At 66.2% G+C, this 16,578-nt stretch carries 13 protein-coding genes; 6 read left to right on the top strand and 7 right to left on the bottom strand.

The window, feature by feature from the left end:
- Window positions 1-64 precede the first annotated feature (64 nt).
- Complete coding sequence (locus ACQ3DC_RS08340) at window positions 65-322, top strand: type B 50S ribosomal protein L31 (RefSeq protein WP_066275740.1); 258 nt, start codon at window positions 65-67, stop codon at window positions 320-322.
- 110 nt (window positions 323-432) lie between these two features.
- Window positions 433-1,524, top strand: a complete 1,092-nt coding sequence (locus ACQ3DC_RS08345; protein ID WP_430751981.1) for a lipoate--protein ligase family protein — start codon at window positions 433-435, stop codon at window positions 1,522-1,524.
- A gap of 102 nt (window positions 1,525-1,626) precedes the next feature.
- Here ACQ3DC_RS08345 and pepN read toward each other — a convergent pair whose 3' ends face one another.
- Both pepN and ACQ3DC_RS08355 read right to left on the bottom strand, forming a co-directional pair.
- On the bottom strand, window positions 1,627-4,266 hold the full coding sequence (gene pepN / locus ACQ3DC_RS08350) for an aminopeptidase N (protein WP_430751982.1): 2,640 nt from the start codon (window positions 4,264-4,266) through the stop codon (window positions 1,627-1,629).
- Window positions 4,267-4,299: 33 nt separating this feature from the next.
- Window positions 4,300-5,355, bottom strand: coding sequence for a YeiH family protein (locus ACQ3DC_RS08355; protein ID WP_430751983.1), 1,056 nt, complete (start codon window positions 5,353-5,355; stop codon window positions 4,300-4,302).
- 113 nt (window positions 5,356-5,468) lie between these two features.
- On the opposite strand from ACQ3DC_RS08355, the gene ACQ3DC_RS08360 reads away from it, so the two are divergent.
- Genes ACQ3DC_RS08360 through ACQ3DC_RS08370 form a run of 3 tightly spaced genes read left to right on the top strand, consistent with a single transcriptional unit; the run spans window position 5,469 to window position 8,860 of the window.
- A complete protein-coding gene (locus ACQ3DC_RS08360) occupies window positions 5,469-7,025 on the top strand; it encodes a circularly permuted type 2 ATP-grasp protein (RefSeq protein WP_157242336.1) in 1,557 nt (518 codons plus the stop codon).
- Window positions 7,026-7,085: 60 nt separating this feature from the next.
- Window positions 7,086-8,012: an alpha-E domain-containing protein gene (locus ACQ3DC_RS08365; protein ID WP_013600945.1), complete on the top strand. Its 927-nt coding sequence runs from the start codon at window positions 7,086-7,088 to the stop codon at window positions 8,010-8,012.
- Window positions 8,009-8,860 carry a transglutaminase family protein gene (locus ACQ3DC_RS08370; protein WP_157242335.1) on the top strand — a complete coding sequence of 284 codons (852 nt, stop codon included), beginning with the start codon at window positions 8,009-8,011 and terminating at the stop codon, window positions 8,858-8,860. The genes ACQ3DC_RS08365 and ACQ3DC_RS08370 overlap by 4 nt, the downstream gene beginning before the upstream one ends.
- 15 nt (window positions 8,861-8,875) lie before the next feature.
- Here the strand turns inward: ACQ3DC_RS08370 and ACQ3DC_RS08375 are convergent, their stop codons facing one another.
- The 3 genes from ACQ3DC_RS08375 to glgC form a co-directional block, all read right to left on the bottom strand.
- A complete protein-coding gene (locus ACQ3DC_RS08375; protein WP_157242334.1) occupies window positions 8,876-9,343 on the bottom strand; it encodes a pyridoxamine 5'-phosphate oxidase family protein in 468 nt (155 codons plus the stop codon).
- A 15-nt stretch (window positions 9,344-9,358) separates the two neighbouring features.
- Window positions 9,359-10,810, bottom strand: a complete 1,452-nt coding sequence (locus ACQ3DC_RS08380; RefSeq protein ID WP_321213533.1) for an SDR family NAD(P)-dependent oxidoreductase — start codon at window positions 10,808-10,810, stop codon at window positions 9,359-9,361.
- A gap of 71 nt (window positions 10,811-10,881) precedes the next feature.
- Window positions 10,882-12,291 (bottom strand): glucose-1-phosphate adenylyltransferase, encoded by a 1,410-nt coding sequence (gene glgC, locus ACQ3DC_RS08385; RefSeq protein ID WP_430751984.1) that lies wholly within the window; start codon window positions 12,289-12,291, stop codon window positions 10,882-10,884.
- Between the two features lie 102 nt (window positions 12,292-12,393).
- Here glgC and glgA point away from each other — a divergent pair, with 102 nt between their 5' ends.
- On the top strand, window positions 12,394-13,599 hold the full coding sequence (gene glgA, locus ACQ3DC_RS08390) for a glycogen synthase (protein ID WP_430751985.1): 1,206 nt from the start codon (window positions 12,394-12,396) through the stop codon (window positions 13,597-13,599).
- Between the two features lie 78 nt (window positions 13,600-13,677).
- Here the strand turns inward: glgA and ACQ3DC_RS08395 are convergent, their stop codons facing one another.
- The gene (locus tag ACQ3DC_RS08395) at window positions 13,678-15,795 is read right to left on the bottom strand and encodes an acyl-CoA dehydrogenase (protein WP_430751986.1); all 2,118 of its coding nucleotides are present in this window, start codon (window positions 15,793-15,795) and stop codon (window positions 13,678-13,680) included.
- Window positions 15,796-15,849: 54 nt separating this feature from the next.
- The gene (locus tag ACQ3DC_RS08400) at window positions 15,850-16,536 is read right to left on the bottom strand and encodes a TetR/AcrR family transcriptional regulator (protein ID WP_370460734.1); all 687 of its coding nucleotides are present in this window, start codon (window positions 16,534-16,536) and stop codon (window positions 15,850-15,852) included.
- Window positions 16,537-16,578: the final 42 nt, after the last annotated feature.

Consider the following 16,578-nt stretch of genomic DNA (forward strand, 5'->3'; position numbering starts at 1 on the left):
ACGCGGCCATCCCATTCATGCCTGGCAGCTGGCAAAATCCAGTTGTGCGAACAAAGGTCCCATTATGAAGTCTGATATCCACCCGAAGTACGAAGCTGTTGTTTTCAACGACCTGGCTTCCGGCACGAAGTTCCTGACCAAGTCCACCGTTTCCTCCTCGAAGACCATCGAGTGGGAAGACGGCAACACCTACCCGGTCATCGACGTCGAAATCTCCTCTGAGTCCCACCCGTTCTACACGGGCAAGCAGCGCATCATGGACTCCGCAGGCCGCGTCGAGCGCTTCAACGCCCGCTTCAAGGGCTTCGGCGGCAAGAAGTAACATACTTCCGCAAAGTTCTTTGGGAAAGCCCGCACCGGCAACCGGTGCGGGCTTTCTGCGTTCCGGCACCGTATTACTTGGGTGCGCCGCTTCTGGGGCAGGATGGAAGCATGACCGGCACACCTGTTCCAGAGCATCCTTCCGCCGCCCGCCTGCACGGTGAATATAAGGTACCCGGCGGCAAGCTCGTGGTGGTTGACCTGGACGTCATTGGCGGCCGGCTCGCCAATGTGAGCGTCAGCGGCGATTTCTTCCTGGAGCCGGACGAGGCACTCCTGGACATCAACCGTGGCTTGACCGGACTGCCTGACACGACGACGGCGGCCGAGCTTGCCGCCGCCGTCTCGGCTTCGCTGCCGGCCGGGGCAGCCCTGTTCGGCTTCTCCGCGGACGCCGTCGCGGTCACCGTCCGCCGTGCCCTCGCGAAGGCGACCTCGTGGGCGGACCACCAGTGGAACGTCATCGCACCCACCGTCCTGCCGACAGAAATCAATGTTGCCCTCGACGAGGTCCTCACAGAGGAAATCGGCGCGGGCCGGCGCAACCCGACGCTCCGCTTCTGGGACTGGCAGGAGCCGTCCGTGGTCATCGGCAGCTTCCAGTCGGTCCGCAACGAGGTGGACCCGGCCGGCGTGGAGAAGCACGGCATCACGGTGGTCCGGCGCATCAGCGGCGGGGGAGCAATGTTCATGGAGGCAGGCAACTGCATCACCTACTCCCTCTACCTGCCGCAGACCCTCGTTGACGGCATTAGTTTCGCCGACTCCTATCCCTTCCTGGATGCCTGGGTCATGGCGGCACTGGAGAATCTCGGTATCAACGCCTTCTACGTACCGCTGAACGACATCGCCACGGACCAGGGAAAAATCGGCGGGGCAGCGCAGAAACGCCTCGCCAACGGCGGCATGCTGCACCACGTGACCATGAGCTACGACATCGACGCCGACAAAATGGTCGAAGTGCTGCGGATTGGCAAGGAGAAGCTCTCGGACAAGGGCACCCGCAGCGCCAAGAAGCGGGTGGACCCGCTCCGGCGCCAGACCGGCCTGGCACGCACCGCCATCATTGCCGCAATGAGCGAGGTATTCACCGGCAGGTACGGCGCAATTCCCTCACAGCTGACCGAAGCCGAACTTGGCGCGGCCCGTGAACGCGTCGGCAGCAAGTTCGGCACGGCAGACTGGCTGCACCGCGTCCCGTAAGCCCATCCATTGTCCCTGCCGGCCCCTAACCTCACAAGTTCGGCCAGGGAACCCTGCCGGCATGGGCCCACCTACTGTCGTTTTGGGGGTTCGAAACGGCACTTAGGGAGCAATCGATGGTGAATTCACGACGGCGGCCTGTGCGTTGAGCGCCCGCAGCAGGTGGCTGCGCTGCTCCACGATGATGCGCCGCAGGGCGCGGGGAGCGTCTCCGTTGTCCGCCAGCCACTTGTCAGTGCGCAGGATGACCGGATGCTCCGCCGGTGCCGAGCCCTCCGCCACGTCCTGCGCCAGGGGATAGAGGCCCCGGACGATCCGGCCGGCGATCTCGATGCTGCGGCTCTCCCATACGCTGCGCAGGCACTCGAAATAAGGTTCAACATAAGGCTCCAGCAGCTCCGCGGGGGACGTCATGAAACCGCTGATGGTGGCGCTCAGGAGCTGGTTGGAGAGCTCATGCCCGTGCACCGCCGCCGTCCAGGCCGCTGCCTTCACGTCCGTACCAGGACGGGCGGCGATCGCTGTGGCATGTCCGGCGCGTCCGGAGGCCGTGGTGTCCCGGGCGAGTTCGGCGTCCAGTTCTTCCACCGTGGCCTGGCCATGTGCTGCCAGGGCATGCCAGAAGTGCCAGCGTAGTTCGGCGTCCACTGCCAGCCCGGCCACCTCGGCGGTGCCGTCCAGGAGGCCGCGCAGCCGGGACGCCATGGCGTCATCATGCCGGCTGAGGGTGGCCAGGGTCCTCGCCCATGCCAGCTGCTGGTCCGAGCCGGGCCTGGCTGCGTCCAGTTCGCCGGCTGCGGCAGCCAGGAAGGAGGACCGTACGGCGCTCCGGACGGAGGCGGGCGTGTAGCGTTCGACGGCGGTGCCGGCGTTCTCAAGGACATTCAGCAGTACGCCGATGCCGGTTTCGGCAGGTGCGAACGCTGCGACAGCCTCGACGTACCGTGATGCCGGGCTTTCCCCGTCGCGGGCTGAATTCCAGAGCGCCGTCCAGCACAGCGCCCGGGCCATGGGGTCGGCGAGCCGGTCCAGGGAGGAAAGGACCGTGGCTTCGGACGCCGGATCGAGCCGGACTTTGGCGTACGTGAGGTCCTCGTCATTAACGAGCAGGAGCGCGGGCCGCGGCCGGCCGGACAGCTGGGGGAGTTCGGTCCGCGCGCCCGCCACGTCCGTCTCGAACGTCCCGGTCCGCACCAGGGCCCCGTGGGCGTCGAAGTTGTAGGAGCCGACGCGGAGCCGGTGCGGGCGCAGCTCCTCGCGTCCGGTGACCGGGTCCACCGCTTCCTGGACGATGGCCGCTGTGCCCAGCCGGCCGTCGTCGCCCGCTGCATCTGCTGCGATGTCCAGGGACAGCGTGGAGATGCCCGAGGTTTGCAGCCACTGCTGCGCCCAGCCGGCCAAGTCCCGCCCGGAGGAGGCACTCAACGCGGCCAGCAGGTCGTCAAGCGTTGTGTTGCCGTAGGCGTGCTTACGGAAGTAGGCACGGGAGCCCTCAATGAACGCCTCGAACCCTACGTAGGCCACCAGCTGCTTCAGCACCGAGGCGCCCTTGGCGTAGGTGATGCCGTCGAAGTTCTGCTTGGCGGCCTCGAGGTCCGGGATGTCCGCCACGATCGGGTGCGTGGTGGGCAGCTGGTCCTGGAGGTAGGCCCACGCCTTGCGCTTGTTGGCGAAGTTCACCCAGGCGGTGTCCCAGTCAGTGGCCTGGTCCACGCCCAGGGTTCCCATGTAGTCGGCAAAGGATTCCTTGAGCCACAGGTCATCCCACCACTGCATGGTCACCAGGTCGCCGAACCACATGTGCGCCATCTCGTGCATCAGGGTGTTGGCCCGCCCCTGGTACTGGGAGTCGGTGGCGCGCGAGGTGAAGACGTAGCTTTCGGTGAACGTGACCAGGCCCGGGTTCTCCATGGCGCCGAGGTTGTACTCCGGCACGAAGGCCTGGTCGTACTTGCCCCAGGGGTAGGGGTAGTCGTAGAGCCGGTTGAAGAAGTCCAGGCCGTCTTTGGTGAGCCGGAAGAGTTTGTCCGTGTCGAAGGAGTGCGCCATGGAGGCGCGGCAGTAGAGGGCGAGCGGCACGTCCAGGGAGGTCCCGTCGTCGAGCGTTGCCTGCCAGCGGTCCTGCGCCTTGAAGTAGGGGCCGGCCAGCACGGTGGTGATGTACGTGGACATCGGTTCCGTGGCCGCGAAGTCCCAGCGTGCCGAGGCGGGGTCGTCGGGAAGGACGGTCCGGTCAACCTCTGCCCCGTTGGAGGCGACGTGCCAGCCGGCGGGGGCCGTCACGTGGAAGGTGTACGTGGCTTTGAGGTCGGGCTGCTCGAAGTTGGCGAAGACCCGGCGTGCGTCCGCGGGCTCGTACTGCGTGTAGAGGTAGCACTGCCCGTCGGCAGGATCAACGAACCGGTGCATGCCTTCGCCGGAGCGGCTGTACAGGGCAGTCCCGGCCACTGCCACCTGGTTGTGGGGCTGCAGGTTGTCCAGCCTGATCCTGGCGCCGTCCGCCACGTCCTCAACGCGGAGTTCCCTGCCGTTCAGGACAACGCTGTGGACCTCCCCGATGAAGTCCAGGAACGTTGCTGCCCCGGACTCGGCGGCGGTGAAGGTGATGATGCTGCGGGTTGGATAGCCGGCGGCGTCCGGGTCCGCAGCCTGCCGGACGTCCAGCGAAACGTCGTAGCTGGTGGTGCTGATCAGGACTGAGCGTTCAGCGGCTTCGTCGCGCTGCAGATTCTCATGTGACACCCAGCTATCTAATCACGGGATGGGTGACCGGAATCATGCGGCGATCAGCAGGGCAGCCGCCAGTCCCAGGACGGCAATCAGGAACCATGAGGCGAGGGCCGCCAGAAGTGCCCGCCCGCCGGTGTGCAGGAGCGTGCGCATCCGGACAGCGGACCCCAGCCCGAACAGCGCGGCGCCGAGCAGGATGTCCTGCAGTGCGCCACCTGCCTCCAGCCATTCCGGGGCCAGCCAGCCGGTGGAACGGAGCCCCACCATGGCGACGAAACCCAGGACGAAAAGCGGCACCACCGGCGGCAGTTTGGCGTTCCCGCCGTCCCCGGGAACTGCCCGCCCGGGGGCGATACGGTGGTGCGCGCCGGCTATTGCTGAGACCGGCGCCAGCAGGAGCACCCGGGTGAGCTTAACCACGACGGCGATGCCCAGCGCCGCAGTCCCCGCCGTTTGCGCCGTGGCCACCACCTGGCCGACGTCGTGCACCGATGCGCCTGTCCAGGCGCCGAAGACCGGCGCGCTGAGCCGGAGGGGATGAACCAGCAGGGGAAGGACGCCGATGGCAAGGGTTCCGCAGAGCGTCACGAGGGCCACCGGCAGGACGGTGTCCACATGCCGGATCCGGCGGACGGCCGCCATGGCGCCGATGGCCGAAGCACCGCAGATTGAGAACCCGGTGGCCACCAGGAGCGACGTCACCGGCGGGAGCCGGAAGAGCCGGGAGATGGCGTATGTCCCGCCGAAGCTCGCCGCCACGACGCCAATGATCAGGACCAGGGACAGCCAGCCCAGTCCCAGCACGTCGGTGATGCTGACCTTCAGCCCGAGCAGGACGATTCCGCCGCGCATAAGATGTTTCCCGGCGAAGTCCAGTCCGGGCCGGGCCCTGCCGGCTGTCCATGCTCCGGCCGCCGGCAGGTTCGCGGCAAGGACGCCCAGGGCCACTGCCAGTGTCATGGCCGGCAGCGCGGGCACCAGCCAATGGACCAGGAACGCGGCGGCCAGCGCAACTGCCGCTGAAGCCAGGCCCGGGAGGAGCCTCTCCGGCCGTCCGGGCAGGTCCGGACCGGGGTTGCGGAAGGATCTGCTGACGGGCACTCACCTACTGTGCCGGAAAAGGGGCGGAATCCACGAATAGGGGGACCTCCGCCAACACGCCACAATGGATGGCAGTAATGAATTCGAAACAAAAAGATGGTTGGCTATTGGACATGTCAGACCTATTCCAGGATTACTCCGTGGCCGCCGGCCGGTCCGGAGCCTATGACGAGATGTTCGCCCCCGGGCAACAGGCCCGTGACTCGTACGGGCAGGTGGCGGACGCCCTTCGCAAGCTCTCCCTGGCCGATGTCAGTGCGCGCGCCGACTCAATGGCGCGCACGTTCCTGGACCGCGGCGTGACGTTCGATTTCGCGGGGGAGGAGCGCCCGTTCCCGCTGGATATCGTTCCCCGTGTCATTCCGGCCGGTGAGTGGGATGTACTGGAGCGCGGGGTAGCCCAGCGGGTACGCGCCCTCGAGGCGTTCCTCAACGACGTGTACGACAAGATGACCGTTGTGGCAGACGGCGTGATCCCGCGGCAGCTGGTCACCACCAGCGCGCACTTCCACCGGCAGGTCCATGGCTTCGAACCGGCCGGCGGCGTGCGGGTCCACATCTCGGGCATCGACGTTGTCCGTGATGCCGCCGGAACGTTCCGCGTGCTGGAAGACAATGTCCGCGTTCCCTCCGGCGTGAGCTACGTCCTGGAGAACCGCCGGGCCATGGCCAAGGGCCTGCCGGAGGCGTTCGGCCAGCAGCTCATCCGGCCGGTCGAGGAGTACCCCCGGCGCCTGCTCTCTGCCCTGCGGAAGACCGCGCCGTCCGGCGTGGACGATCCCACCGTCGTCGTCCTGACCCCCGGCGTGTTCAACAGCGCCTACTTCGAGCACACCCTGCTGGCCGGACTGATGGGCGTTGAGCTGGTGGAGGGCCGCGACCTCATCTGCCGCGGCAACCGCGTATACATGCGCACCACGGCGGGCGAGCAGCGCGTGGATGTCATCTACAAGCGGATCGACGACGATTTCCTTGACCCCCTGCAGTTCCGCGCCGACTCCATGCTCGGGTGCCCCGGGCTGGTCAACGCGGCCAGGGCCGGCGGGGTCACCATTGCCAACGCCGTGGGCAACGGCGTCGCGGACGACAAACTGGTCTACAGTTACGTCCCTGACCTCATCCGCTACTACCTCAGCGAGGAACCCATCATCGCAAACGTGGACACATACCGCCTGGAGGAGAAGGAATCCCGCGAGTACACCCTGGACAACCTGGCCGAACTGGTGGTCAAGCCCGTGGACGGTTCCGGCGGCAAGGGCCTGGTTATCGGGCCGGATGCCTCCAAGGACGAACTGGACGCCCTCCGCCAGCGGATCATCGCGGACCCCCGCGGCTGGATCGCCCAGCCGGTGCTGCAGCTCTCCACGGTCCCGACGCTGAGCGGGGACAAGTTCGGCCCCCGCCACGTGGACCTGCGCCCCTTCGCGGTGAACGACGGCGAGAACGTCTGGGTGCTCCCGGGCGGCCTGACCCGCGTGGCACTCAAGGAGGGCTCGCTGATCGTGAACTCCAGCCAGGGCGGCGGATCCAAGGACACCTGGGTCCTGGCCGATTCCCCCCAGGTGCCGGTGGAGACCGTGCCGCGGCCTTCCATCTCCGTCCGGGAGCGCGTTTCCGTGTGGCCGGTGGAGAGCAACTGGCGGGACCGCCAGTCGGAGCAGCAGCAGTGAGCCGGGCCGTAGGCCGGACAGTTTCTTTTCCAGTTTCGGGCACGCAGGAGGTAGCCGCGAATGCTTAGCCGTATTGCCGAGTCCCTTTTCTGGATCGGCCGCTATGTGGAGCGGGCGGACGGCACCGCCCGGATCCTTGACGTCCACCTGGAGCGCCTGAACCACCTCCCCATGGAGGAACGCAAGAGCGTGGCGCAGGAGCTCCTGGCGGTCATGGGAGCCAGGCCGCAGAGCGAGGATTTCGGGCTGCCCGAACTGCTCCACGCGCTTGCCTATGACAAAACCAGCGCCACCTCCATTGCCGGTTCCCTCGGGGCGGCGCGGGAGAACGCCCGGCGCGCCCGGGAGACTGTCTCTTCCGGTCTCTGGGAGAGCCTGAACACCACGTATTACGGGCTGAGCCAGCACCGGAAGGACGTTGTGGGCACGTACCGGTTCTGCAACTGGACCCTTGAACGGACGGCCATGGTCAGCGGCCTGGCGGACACCACCGTCAGCCACGACGAAAGCTGGCTCTTCCTGGTGCTGGGCCGCTCCCTGGAACGGGCGGACATGACGGCCCGCATGCTCTCCACCCGGGACGTGCTGTCCGCCGGCATGTCATGGGTCAACATGCTGCGGTGCGCCGGGGCGTACGAGTCCTTCCTGCGTACCCGGCGTGCCGCCTTTGGAGACCAGCACGCTGCCGAGTTCCTGCTGCTGGACCGGCTCTTCCCGCGGTCCATCGTCTATGCCCTGCGGGACGCCGACGAGTGCCTGGCAAAACTTGATCCTTCCGCCCAGCGGGTGGGTTTCATCAATGATGCGCGGCGGATTGTGGGGCAGGCGCGGACGTTCCTCGAGTTCCACCGGACGGACGATCTCATGTCCGAGTTGCCCGAACACATGGAGCGGGTGCAGAAAGCCGTCTCACAGGCCTCGGACGCCATTTCCCGTAAGTACTTCAATCAGGCGGATGAACTGGCCTGGGTGGGAGAAGTTTCATGACCCGGCTGAGCATCGTCCACAAGACGGCCTACAAGTACAACAAGAGGGTCACGCTGTCCTACAACGAGGCCCGCATGACGCCGCTGACGGATTCCCAGCAGGTGGTGCTGGAGTCCGTGGTCAAGGTTTCGCCGTCGCAGGCTGCCGTGAGCACCTACCGGGACTACTGGGGCACCCGGGTTACTGCCTTCGACATGCAGATGCCGCACGATCACCTTGAAGTTGTTTCCAACATCACGGTGGAGGTCCACCGGGCCGAGAAGATCCCGTCGGAGTCGGACATTGCCGGCTGGGACGTCCTGGCCTCGCCCGAGACGCTCAACACCTTCAGCGACTGGCTTCCGCAGTCCAGGCTGAGCGGGCCAGGAGACGAAGTCCTGGGCATCATCCCGGGAGTCGTGGCCGGGAAGAACCCGCACGAGGCCGCCATGGCAGTGTTCGAGTGGATGCGCGGCGAAATGACCTACATGTCCGGTTCCACCGCGGTCACCACCAACGCGGAAGAGGCCTGGGGGCAGCGCCAGGGCGTGTGCCAGGACCTTGCCCACCTGGCCATCGGTGCGCTGCGCAGCTGCGGCATCCCGGCGCGTTACGTCTCCGGTTACCTGCACCCCCGTTCCAGCGCCGGAATCGGCGAAACCGTGGCCGGCCAATCCCATGCATGGCTGGAGTGGTGGGACGGCGACTGGCGCAGCTGGGACCCCACCAACCACAAGCCGGCCGGCGACTTCCACGTGACGGTGGCCCGGGGCAGGGACTACCGCGACGTGCCGCCGCTGAAGGGCATTCTTTCCGGCGGGGGCGGTTCAGCCCTGAGCGTCAGCGTGGAAATCACCCAGCTCGCCTGACGGGCCCGCGGGCTTTTACTCCTGCGCGGTCCTCACAGCGCCGCTGAGCTGGGTCCACCAGGTCATGGGTTCCGTCACCTTGAAGCGGCGGCCGGTGATGGAGTCCGGCGTGATCCGGACGAAGATGTCCTTTTTCCCTGCCTGCCAGGGAAAGAGGAAGAGCTGGGTGGTTTCCAGGACCTGCTCCGTGCCGGTGACGACGGCGGCCGTGCCCTTCACCACCACGCTCCAGGCCAGTCCCGTATTGGGGTCCACCCCGTCCGCCTCCAGCGCCACCGGGGCGTCCTCCGAAGCGCCGGAAAGCTTGGTGCCCTCGCTGGTGCGGAACACCAGGGTGCCCCGGTCAACCGTGTAATTGATGGGGAAGATGTCCGGGCGTCCCGCCACCAGCACCGCCAGCCGGCCGACGGACACGGTGCGGAGCACGGCCCAGCACTCATGGTGTTCAAGATTCTGCACTTCAGATACGGGTTCGGCACTCATGCGGCGAGCTTACCCTCACCAAGGGCTGGGTTTGTAGTCCTTGAGGAACACGCCGTACTGGTCCTCGCCGTTCTCCCCCATAACGATGGGATCGTAGACGCGGGCGGCACCATCAACGAGGTCCAGGGGCGCGTGGAAGCCTTCCTCCATGAGCCTGACCTTGGTGTAGTGGGGACGCTCGTCGGTAATCCAGCCGGTGTCCACGGCGGTCATCAGGATGCCGTCACTGTCCAGCATCTCCTGGGCGCTGGTGCGCGTCATCATGTTGAGCGCCGCCTTGGCCATGTTGGTGTGCGGGTGGCCCGGACCCTTGTAGGCGCGGGAGAACTGGCCTTCCATCGCCGAGACGTTGACGATGTACTTCCGGCGGGCGGTGGATCGCTTCATGGCTCCCCGCAGCCGGCTCACCAGCAGGAAGGGCGCGGTTACGTTGCAGAGCTGCACCTCGAGCATCTCGAGCGGATCCACCTCGTCCACCACCTGGGTCCAGCTGTTGATGGTGGCCAGGTCCGGTACCAGCCCGCCCGCGTCGATGGCCGTTCCTGACGCAATGCGCTCCAGCGAGGCCGATCCGGTGGACAGCGCCAGCGACGTGATGGCGTCCCCGGCCAGGACCGGGTGTTCTGTCACGCTGCTGGCAAGCGCCAAGGGGTGCTTGTCATGGGCGTGGCCGAACGTCACCAGTTCCGGACCGCCGTTGGCCTGCTCCAGCGCGGCCGGAAGCGGTTCATCCTCGGCGTCCACCAACGGCTTGTAGGCATTGCCGGAACGGCGGACCGTCTGCGCCGCGTTGTTGATGATGATGTCCAGCGGGCCTGCCTCATTGAGCGAGTCCGTGAGGGCCATGACCTGGGCGGGGTCGCGGAGGTCGATGCCCACGATCCGGAGCCGGTGCAGCCATTCGCCGCTGTCCTCCATGGCGGCGAACCTGCGGGCGGCGTCCTTGGGGAAGCGGGTGGTGATGGTGGTGTGGGCACCGTCGCGGAGCAGTCGAAGCGCGATGTACATCCCGATTTTGGCCCGCCCCCCGGTCAGCAGGGCGCGGCGGCCGGTCAGGTCGGTCCGGGCGTCCCGCTTGCTGTGGCTGAAGGCAGCGCACTCCGGGCACAGCTGGTGGTAGAAGGCGTCAACCTGGGTGTAGTGCCGTTTGCAGATGTAGCAGGGGCGCGAGCGGATCAGGTGCCCGGCAACCTTGCCGGTGGCCGAGGTGGCCAGCTTGTTCCCGCGGGTCTCGTCGTCGATCCGGTCCGGCGCGGCGGTTGCCGTCCGGGCAATGACTGCCCGGTCCGCCTCGGAGATCAGGTCGCGCTTTGTGACCCTGCGGTGCCGCTTGACGGCCTTGAACATTTTCCCCGTGGCGCGCCGCACCGAAACATAGTCCGGGTGCTCCTCGTCATAGGCATGGATGGTATTCAGGACCTTGAGGCAGGCCTGGATTTCCTCAGGGGTCAGATCGGGGGAGCTCACCGTATCGATTTTACAGCCTGAGATCAAGCCGGCCGCACCCCCTGGGGGATGGGCCGGCCCGCTGAACGATGTCAGGAAATCCGCGCCCCCTGCGCAGAGTCTGCAGCAGCCGCTGCGTGGTTCTGGGCGACCCTGTCCACGGACTCCCGCACTCCGGGGTGGAAGTCTGCAGCCGCCTTCACGGCGTTCGGGACGAGGTGGAGGTTCCTGGCAGCGAGCGTCCGTTCCTCCTCGCCGGGCTCGGGAACGTTCTGTCCCTTGGCGAGCACCGTGATGCCCGAGTCGGTGACCTTGAAGCCGCGGGCCCGGTCCAGCTCCGCGTCCAGGCCAATGGCCGCGCCTGCCGGTACCTTGACGTTCTTGTCGATGATGGCCCGGTTGATCACCGCGCCCTCGCCCACCTGCACTTTGTCCATCAGGACCGAGTCGATGACACGGCTGCCGGTGGCCACGTAGACGTCGTTGGACAGGACGGAGCCTTCCACGATGCCGCCGGAGATCACGACGCCGCTGGAGACGATCGAGTCCAGGGCCGTGCCCACCGTGTTGTTCTGGCCGCGGACGAACTTGGCGGGCGGCGAGATGCTCTGCCGGGTGTAGATGGGCCATTCCGAGTTGTAGAGGTTGAAGACCGGGAGCGGGGAGATCAGGTCCATGTGGGCGTCGTAGAAGGAGTCGATGGTGCCGACGTCGCGCCAGTACGTGCGGTCGCGTTCGGTGGAGCCGGGAATGTCATTGAGCGTGAAGTCGTACACGCCGGCCTCGCCCTGGTTCACGAAGTAGGGGATGATGTCTCCGCCCATGTCGTGCTTGGTGTCCAGCCGCTCGGCGTCCACGTGCAGCGCCGCTACCAGGGCATCGGCGTCAAAGACGTAGTTGCCCATGGAGGCCAGGAACTGCGACGGGTCCGCGGCCAGTCCGGGGGTGGTGGCAGGCTTTTCCACGAACGCGGCAATCTTTTGGGGATCGTTCTGGTCCACTTCGATCACGCCGAACTGGTTGGCCATGTGCAGTGGCTGCCGAACAGCGGCCACTGTTGCCTTGGCGCCGCTGTGGACGTGCTGGGCCACCATCTGGGCGAAGTCCATGCGGTAGACATGGTCCGCGCCGACCACCACAACAATGTCCGGGTTGGCGTCGTGGATCAGGTTCAGGGACTGGTAGATGGCGTTTGCGCTGCCCAGGAACCAGCTCTTGCCCACGCGCTGCTGGGCCGGAACCGAAGCCACGTAGTTGCCCAGCTGGGTGGACATGCGCCAGGTCTCGGAGATGTGGCGGTCCAGGCTGTGCGACTTGTACTGCGTCAGCACCACGATCTGCAGGTAGCGGGAGTTCACCAGGTTGGACAGCGCAAAGTCGATCAGGCGGTAACTCCCGGCGAAGGGGACCGCGGGTTTGGCCCGGTCAGCCGTCAGCGGCATCAGCCTGTTTCCCTCGCCCCCTGCGAGGACAATGGCCAGGACTCTTTTGTTCAACGGCATAATGGTCGCTCCTGTACGCCTTCGTATCTCCCCAAGACAGTCCGGCATGCCCGGACTCCTTCACACTAGAACAGTTAAGCGTGAAGGACTACCTTGGGTCTTGTGCGAATAGACATTGTGACTAAAGAGTTCCCGCCGGAGATCTACGGTGGCGCCGGAGTCCACGTAGCCGAATTGAGCAGGGTGCTTAGTAAGCATGTTGACCTGCAGGTTCGTGCTTTTGGCGCTCCCCGCGATACCGACTATCATGGCGCCACCGTGACGTCCTACCAGGTGCCTGAGGACCTTGGCGGGGCCAACGCCGCGGTGCAGACCCTCGGGGTGGACCTCCGGATCGTCCCGGACGTGGAAGGCGCGGACCTGGTCCATTCGCATACCTGGTACGCCAACATGGCAGGGCACCTGGCATCCCTGCTGCACGGCATCCCGCATGTCCTCAGCGCCCACAGCCTGGAGCCGCTGCGCCCCTGGAAGGCGGAGCAGCTCGGCGGCGGGTACGTGCTCTCTTCCTGGGTGGAGAAGACGGCTTATGAGGCTGCGGCAGCCATCATCGCTGTTTCCGAGGGTATGCGGCAGGACATCCTGCGCAGCTACCCGGATGTTGATCCCGCGAAGGTCAAGGTGGTCCACAACGGCATTGACGTCGAGCTGTGGCAGCGCGACGAGAATGACGACGCCGTCCGCGCCCTGGGCATTGATCCGGCCAAACCCAGCGTGGTTTTCGTGGGCAGGAACACCCGCCAAAAAGGCGTTCCCTACCTGCTGCGGGCTGCCGCGAAGCTGCCCGCCGATGTTCAACTGGTCCTGTGCCTGGGCGCAGCGGATACCCCCGAGCTCGCTGCCGAGACTGCCCGCCTGATCGAGGACCTGCAGAGCCAGCGAACCGGCGTGGTGCTCATTGAGCGCATGTTGCCCCGGCACGAGCTCATCCAGGTCCTCAGCCACGCCACCGCGTTCGCCTGTCCCTCGATCTACGAACCCCTCGGCATCGTGAACCTGGAAGCAATGGCCTGCGGCGCCGCAGTGGTGGCCAGCGCCACCGGCGGCATCCCGGAGGTGGTGGAGCACGGCCAGACCGGCCTCCTCGTGGACCTTGAGCAGGTCACCGACGGCACCGGGACCCCCCTTGATCCGGAGAAGTTCGTCACCGAATTCGCGGCCGCCCTCACCGAGGTTGTGTCTGATCCGGAGCGGGCACGCGCCATGGGCCAGGCCGGCCGGCTGCGCGCCGAGAAACACTTCTCCTGGGAGTCCATCACCGAGACCACCCTGGACGTGTACCGCTCGGTGTTGCCGTCCCACGGCTAACGACCCCTCGCTATTAATTACGACGGCGCCGCTCCCCTCACGAGGGGGCGGCGCCGTCGTTCATTAGGCCGTTGGCCGTCAGTTCCGTTTCGCCGCAGCGGTCCTGGCCAGCAGGACCTTCTCATCCACCGGGGACTGGCCGCTTGCCCGCTGGCTGCGGAAGTATGCCCGCGCCTCATCCTGCCGCTTCTTCTCCGCACCGGTCGCGATTGCGGCGCGCACGTGGTCGCCGCCGTAGCCAAAGGCGTCCACGAGGTCCAGCGCATGCGGGCGGATCTTCACCAGCAGCCTGTTGATGTATTCACCCACCGTTCTGGCCCGCTGCATGGAAAGGCGGCCGTTCATGAGGTACCAGGACAGGTTCTTTTCAATCAGCGACAGGCCGAAGAGGTCACGCAGCCACGTCAGCACCGTCCTGGTGCCTGGGTCCTCCACCTCGCGAAGCGCGTCGGTGAAGGCCTCCCATTGCAGCAGTTCGGCGTGCGCCTGGGCGGCATCGATGAGTTCGTTCTGGTGACGGTTGAACAGTGCCGCGCCCTTTTCCTGGGAAAGCCGGTTGCTGCCTTTAAGGGCTGTTGCCGCTTCCGCCACCATGGTCTGCACCCTGTCCGTAAGGAGGGCACGCTGGCCCTCCTCGTCACGGAGGGCGATGGCGGCTTTCTGCACCGAGCCGGTGTCCGCCATGAACTGGGCCACCTGCCGCAGTCCTGTCCGGTGGATTGCAGCGCCGGTTGCCTGGCCCACCACATAGCGGGCCAGTACCCCGAAGTCCACGTTCCGGAACTCCTTGGCGTAGTCGGCCAGGAGGCGCTTGGCCACCAGCTGCAGCAGCACGGTGTTGTCGCCCTCGAACGTGGCGTAGACGTCAAGATCGGCCCGCAGCGACGCAAAGCGGTTCTCGATCAGGAAGCCGGCACCGCCGCAGGCTTCGCGGCATTCCTGCAGGGTGTCCAGCGCATGCCAAGTGCTCAGGGCCTTCAGTGCGGCGGCGAGTGTTTCCAGGTCCTGGCGGTCGGCGTCGGTGTCGTGGGCGCCGGAAAAGACGTCGTCGAACTTCTCCAGGAGCTGCTCATGGGCGAACCCCGCTGCGTAGGTAGTGGCGAGCCGGGTGAACAGCCGGCGCTGGTGGCGCTGGTAGTCAAGCAGGACTTCTTCGTCCGTATGGGAGGAGGCGTTGAACTGGCGGCGCTCGGTTGCGTATCGGATGGCCGCCGTCAGGGCCACCCTGGACGCAGCCACGGCGGCGCCGTCCAGCGACACCCGGCCCTGGACAAGGGTTCCCAGCATGGTGAAGAACCGCCGGCCCGGGCTGGCGATGGGGGAGGTGTATGTGCCGTCCGGGGCTACGTCGCCGTAGCGGTTCAGGAGGTTCGTCCGGGGGATCCGGACGTTGGTGAAGTGCAGCCGCCCGTTGTCGATTCCGTTGAGTCCACCCTTGATGCCGTCGTCCTCGCCGCCGATGCCGGGCAGGAACTCCTTGGTTTCCGGGTCCCGCAGGTCCACGTAGAAGGCATGTACGCCGTGGTTGACGCCGCGGGTGACAAGCTGGGCGAACACCACGGCGCCCAGTCCGTCGTTGGCCGCGTTCCCGATGTAGTCCTTCCAGGCGGCGCGGAACGGCGTGTGCACCTCGAATTCTTCAGTGGACGGATCGTACGTGGCCGTGGTCGCGATGCTGGCCACGTCGGAGCCGTGTCCCGTCTCGGTCATGGCGAAGCAGCCCGGGATATCCAGGTTCATGATGCCGGGAAGCCATTTCGCATGGTGTTCGGCGGTGCCAAGGTGCATGACGGCGGAGCCGAACAGGCCCCACTGCACGCCGGCCTTGATCTGCAGCGAGGGATCGGCCACCACAAGTTCCTCGAAGCCGGCGATGTTTCCGCCGTGGTCGTCGGCGCCGCCCAAGGCTGCCGGGAAGGCGCGGTGCACCGCCTCATTGTCCACAAGGTACCTCAGCTGTCCGAACACCCTGGTCCGGTGCTCGGTGTGGGTCAGGCCTTCAATCTTGTGAAGCTCGGGGCGTGCGGCAAGGTCCCGGGCCTGCAGCCGGACGGCCGCCCACTTGCCGAGCAGCTGCTTGCCCAGCGTTTCGACGTCGACGGCGGGCTGGGGCCGGGCAGCGGTGCCGGGGACCGCTTTTTGCGGTGCTTCCGGGCGCTTCCCCTTGCCTGTGGGACGGTCCACTACTTCAGTCATGTCAATGTCCTTCGTTGGTGCTGACAGTGTTTGGTGGTTTGCATTGGAGTTAGGTCATTCCCGCGCGGCCGGGGTGAGCTCGGGAGCTATGCCGACGCAGAGCCAGGCCGTGATCTGGCGTGCCATTGCTTCCTGGTCAGGTTTGGCGGGGGAGTCCGGCGTGCTGAGCCATTGCTCGCCGGCATTCCGTACCAGTCCAATCGCGGCCTTCGGCCAGTAGCCGATCACGGCGTGCTTGCCGTCCCCCAGGTGGGACCGCATGGGCGTAGCGATCATCTCCGCAATGGCGTCGAAGAAGTGCCCCAGCGCCCCGGAGACAGCTCCCGATGAACCCTCCGGGTCGCCGCTGCCATGCCGGGTGACAAACGTATAGACGTTGGGGCTGGTCTCCGCCATTTGCAGGTAGGCCGAGACCATGGCCAGAAGCCCTTCACGGGGGGTATGGGCGCTCTGCGCGGCTTCCTTGATCCTGCGCTGCATCTGGCTTAAGACCACTTCACCCACTGCCTGCTGGAGCCCGGCCTTATCGCCAAAGTAGCGGTAGAACACGGACTTTGAGGTTCCTGCAGCAGCGGCAATCTCCTCCATGGAGGCGTCACTTCCCAGCAGGTGCACAGCCCGCCGTGCCGATTTGATCAGCTCCCTCCGGCGCTCCTCCCGATGGCTCTGCCAGCGCGAAGAACGTCCGTCGGGGCTGCCTGGCACAGAGGCATCCGGGGGGTCCGTGTGGGTGATGTTCACGATACCCAGCGTATCAGGTACGCTGGGTATCGGTAACCGAAC

Source organism: Paenarthrobacter sp. NEAU-H11, from assembly GCF_050573415.1.
Lineage (GTDB): Bacteria > Actinomycetota > Actinomycetes > Actinomycetales > Micrococcaceae > Arthrobacter.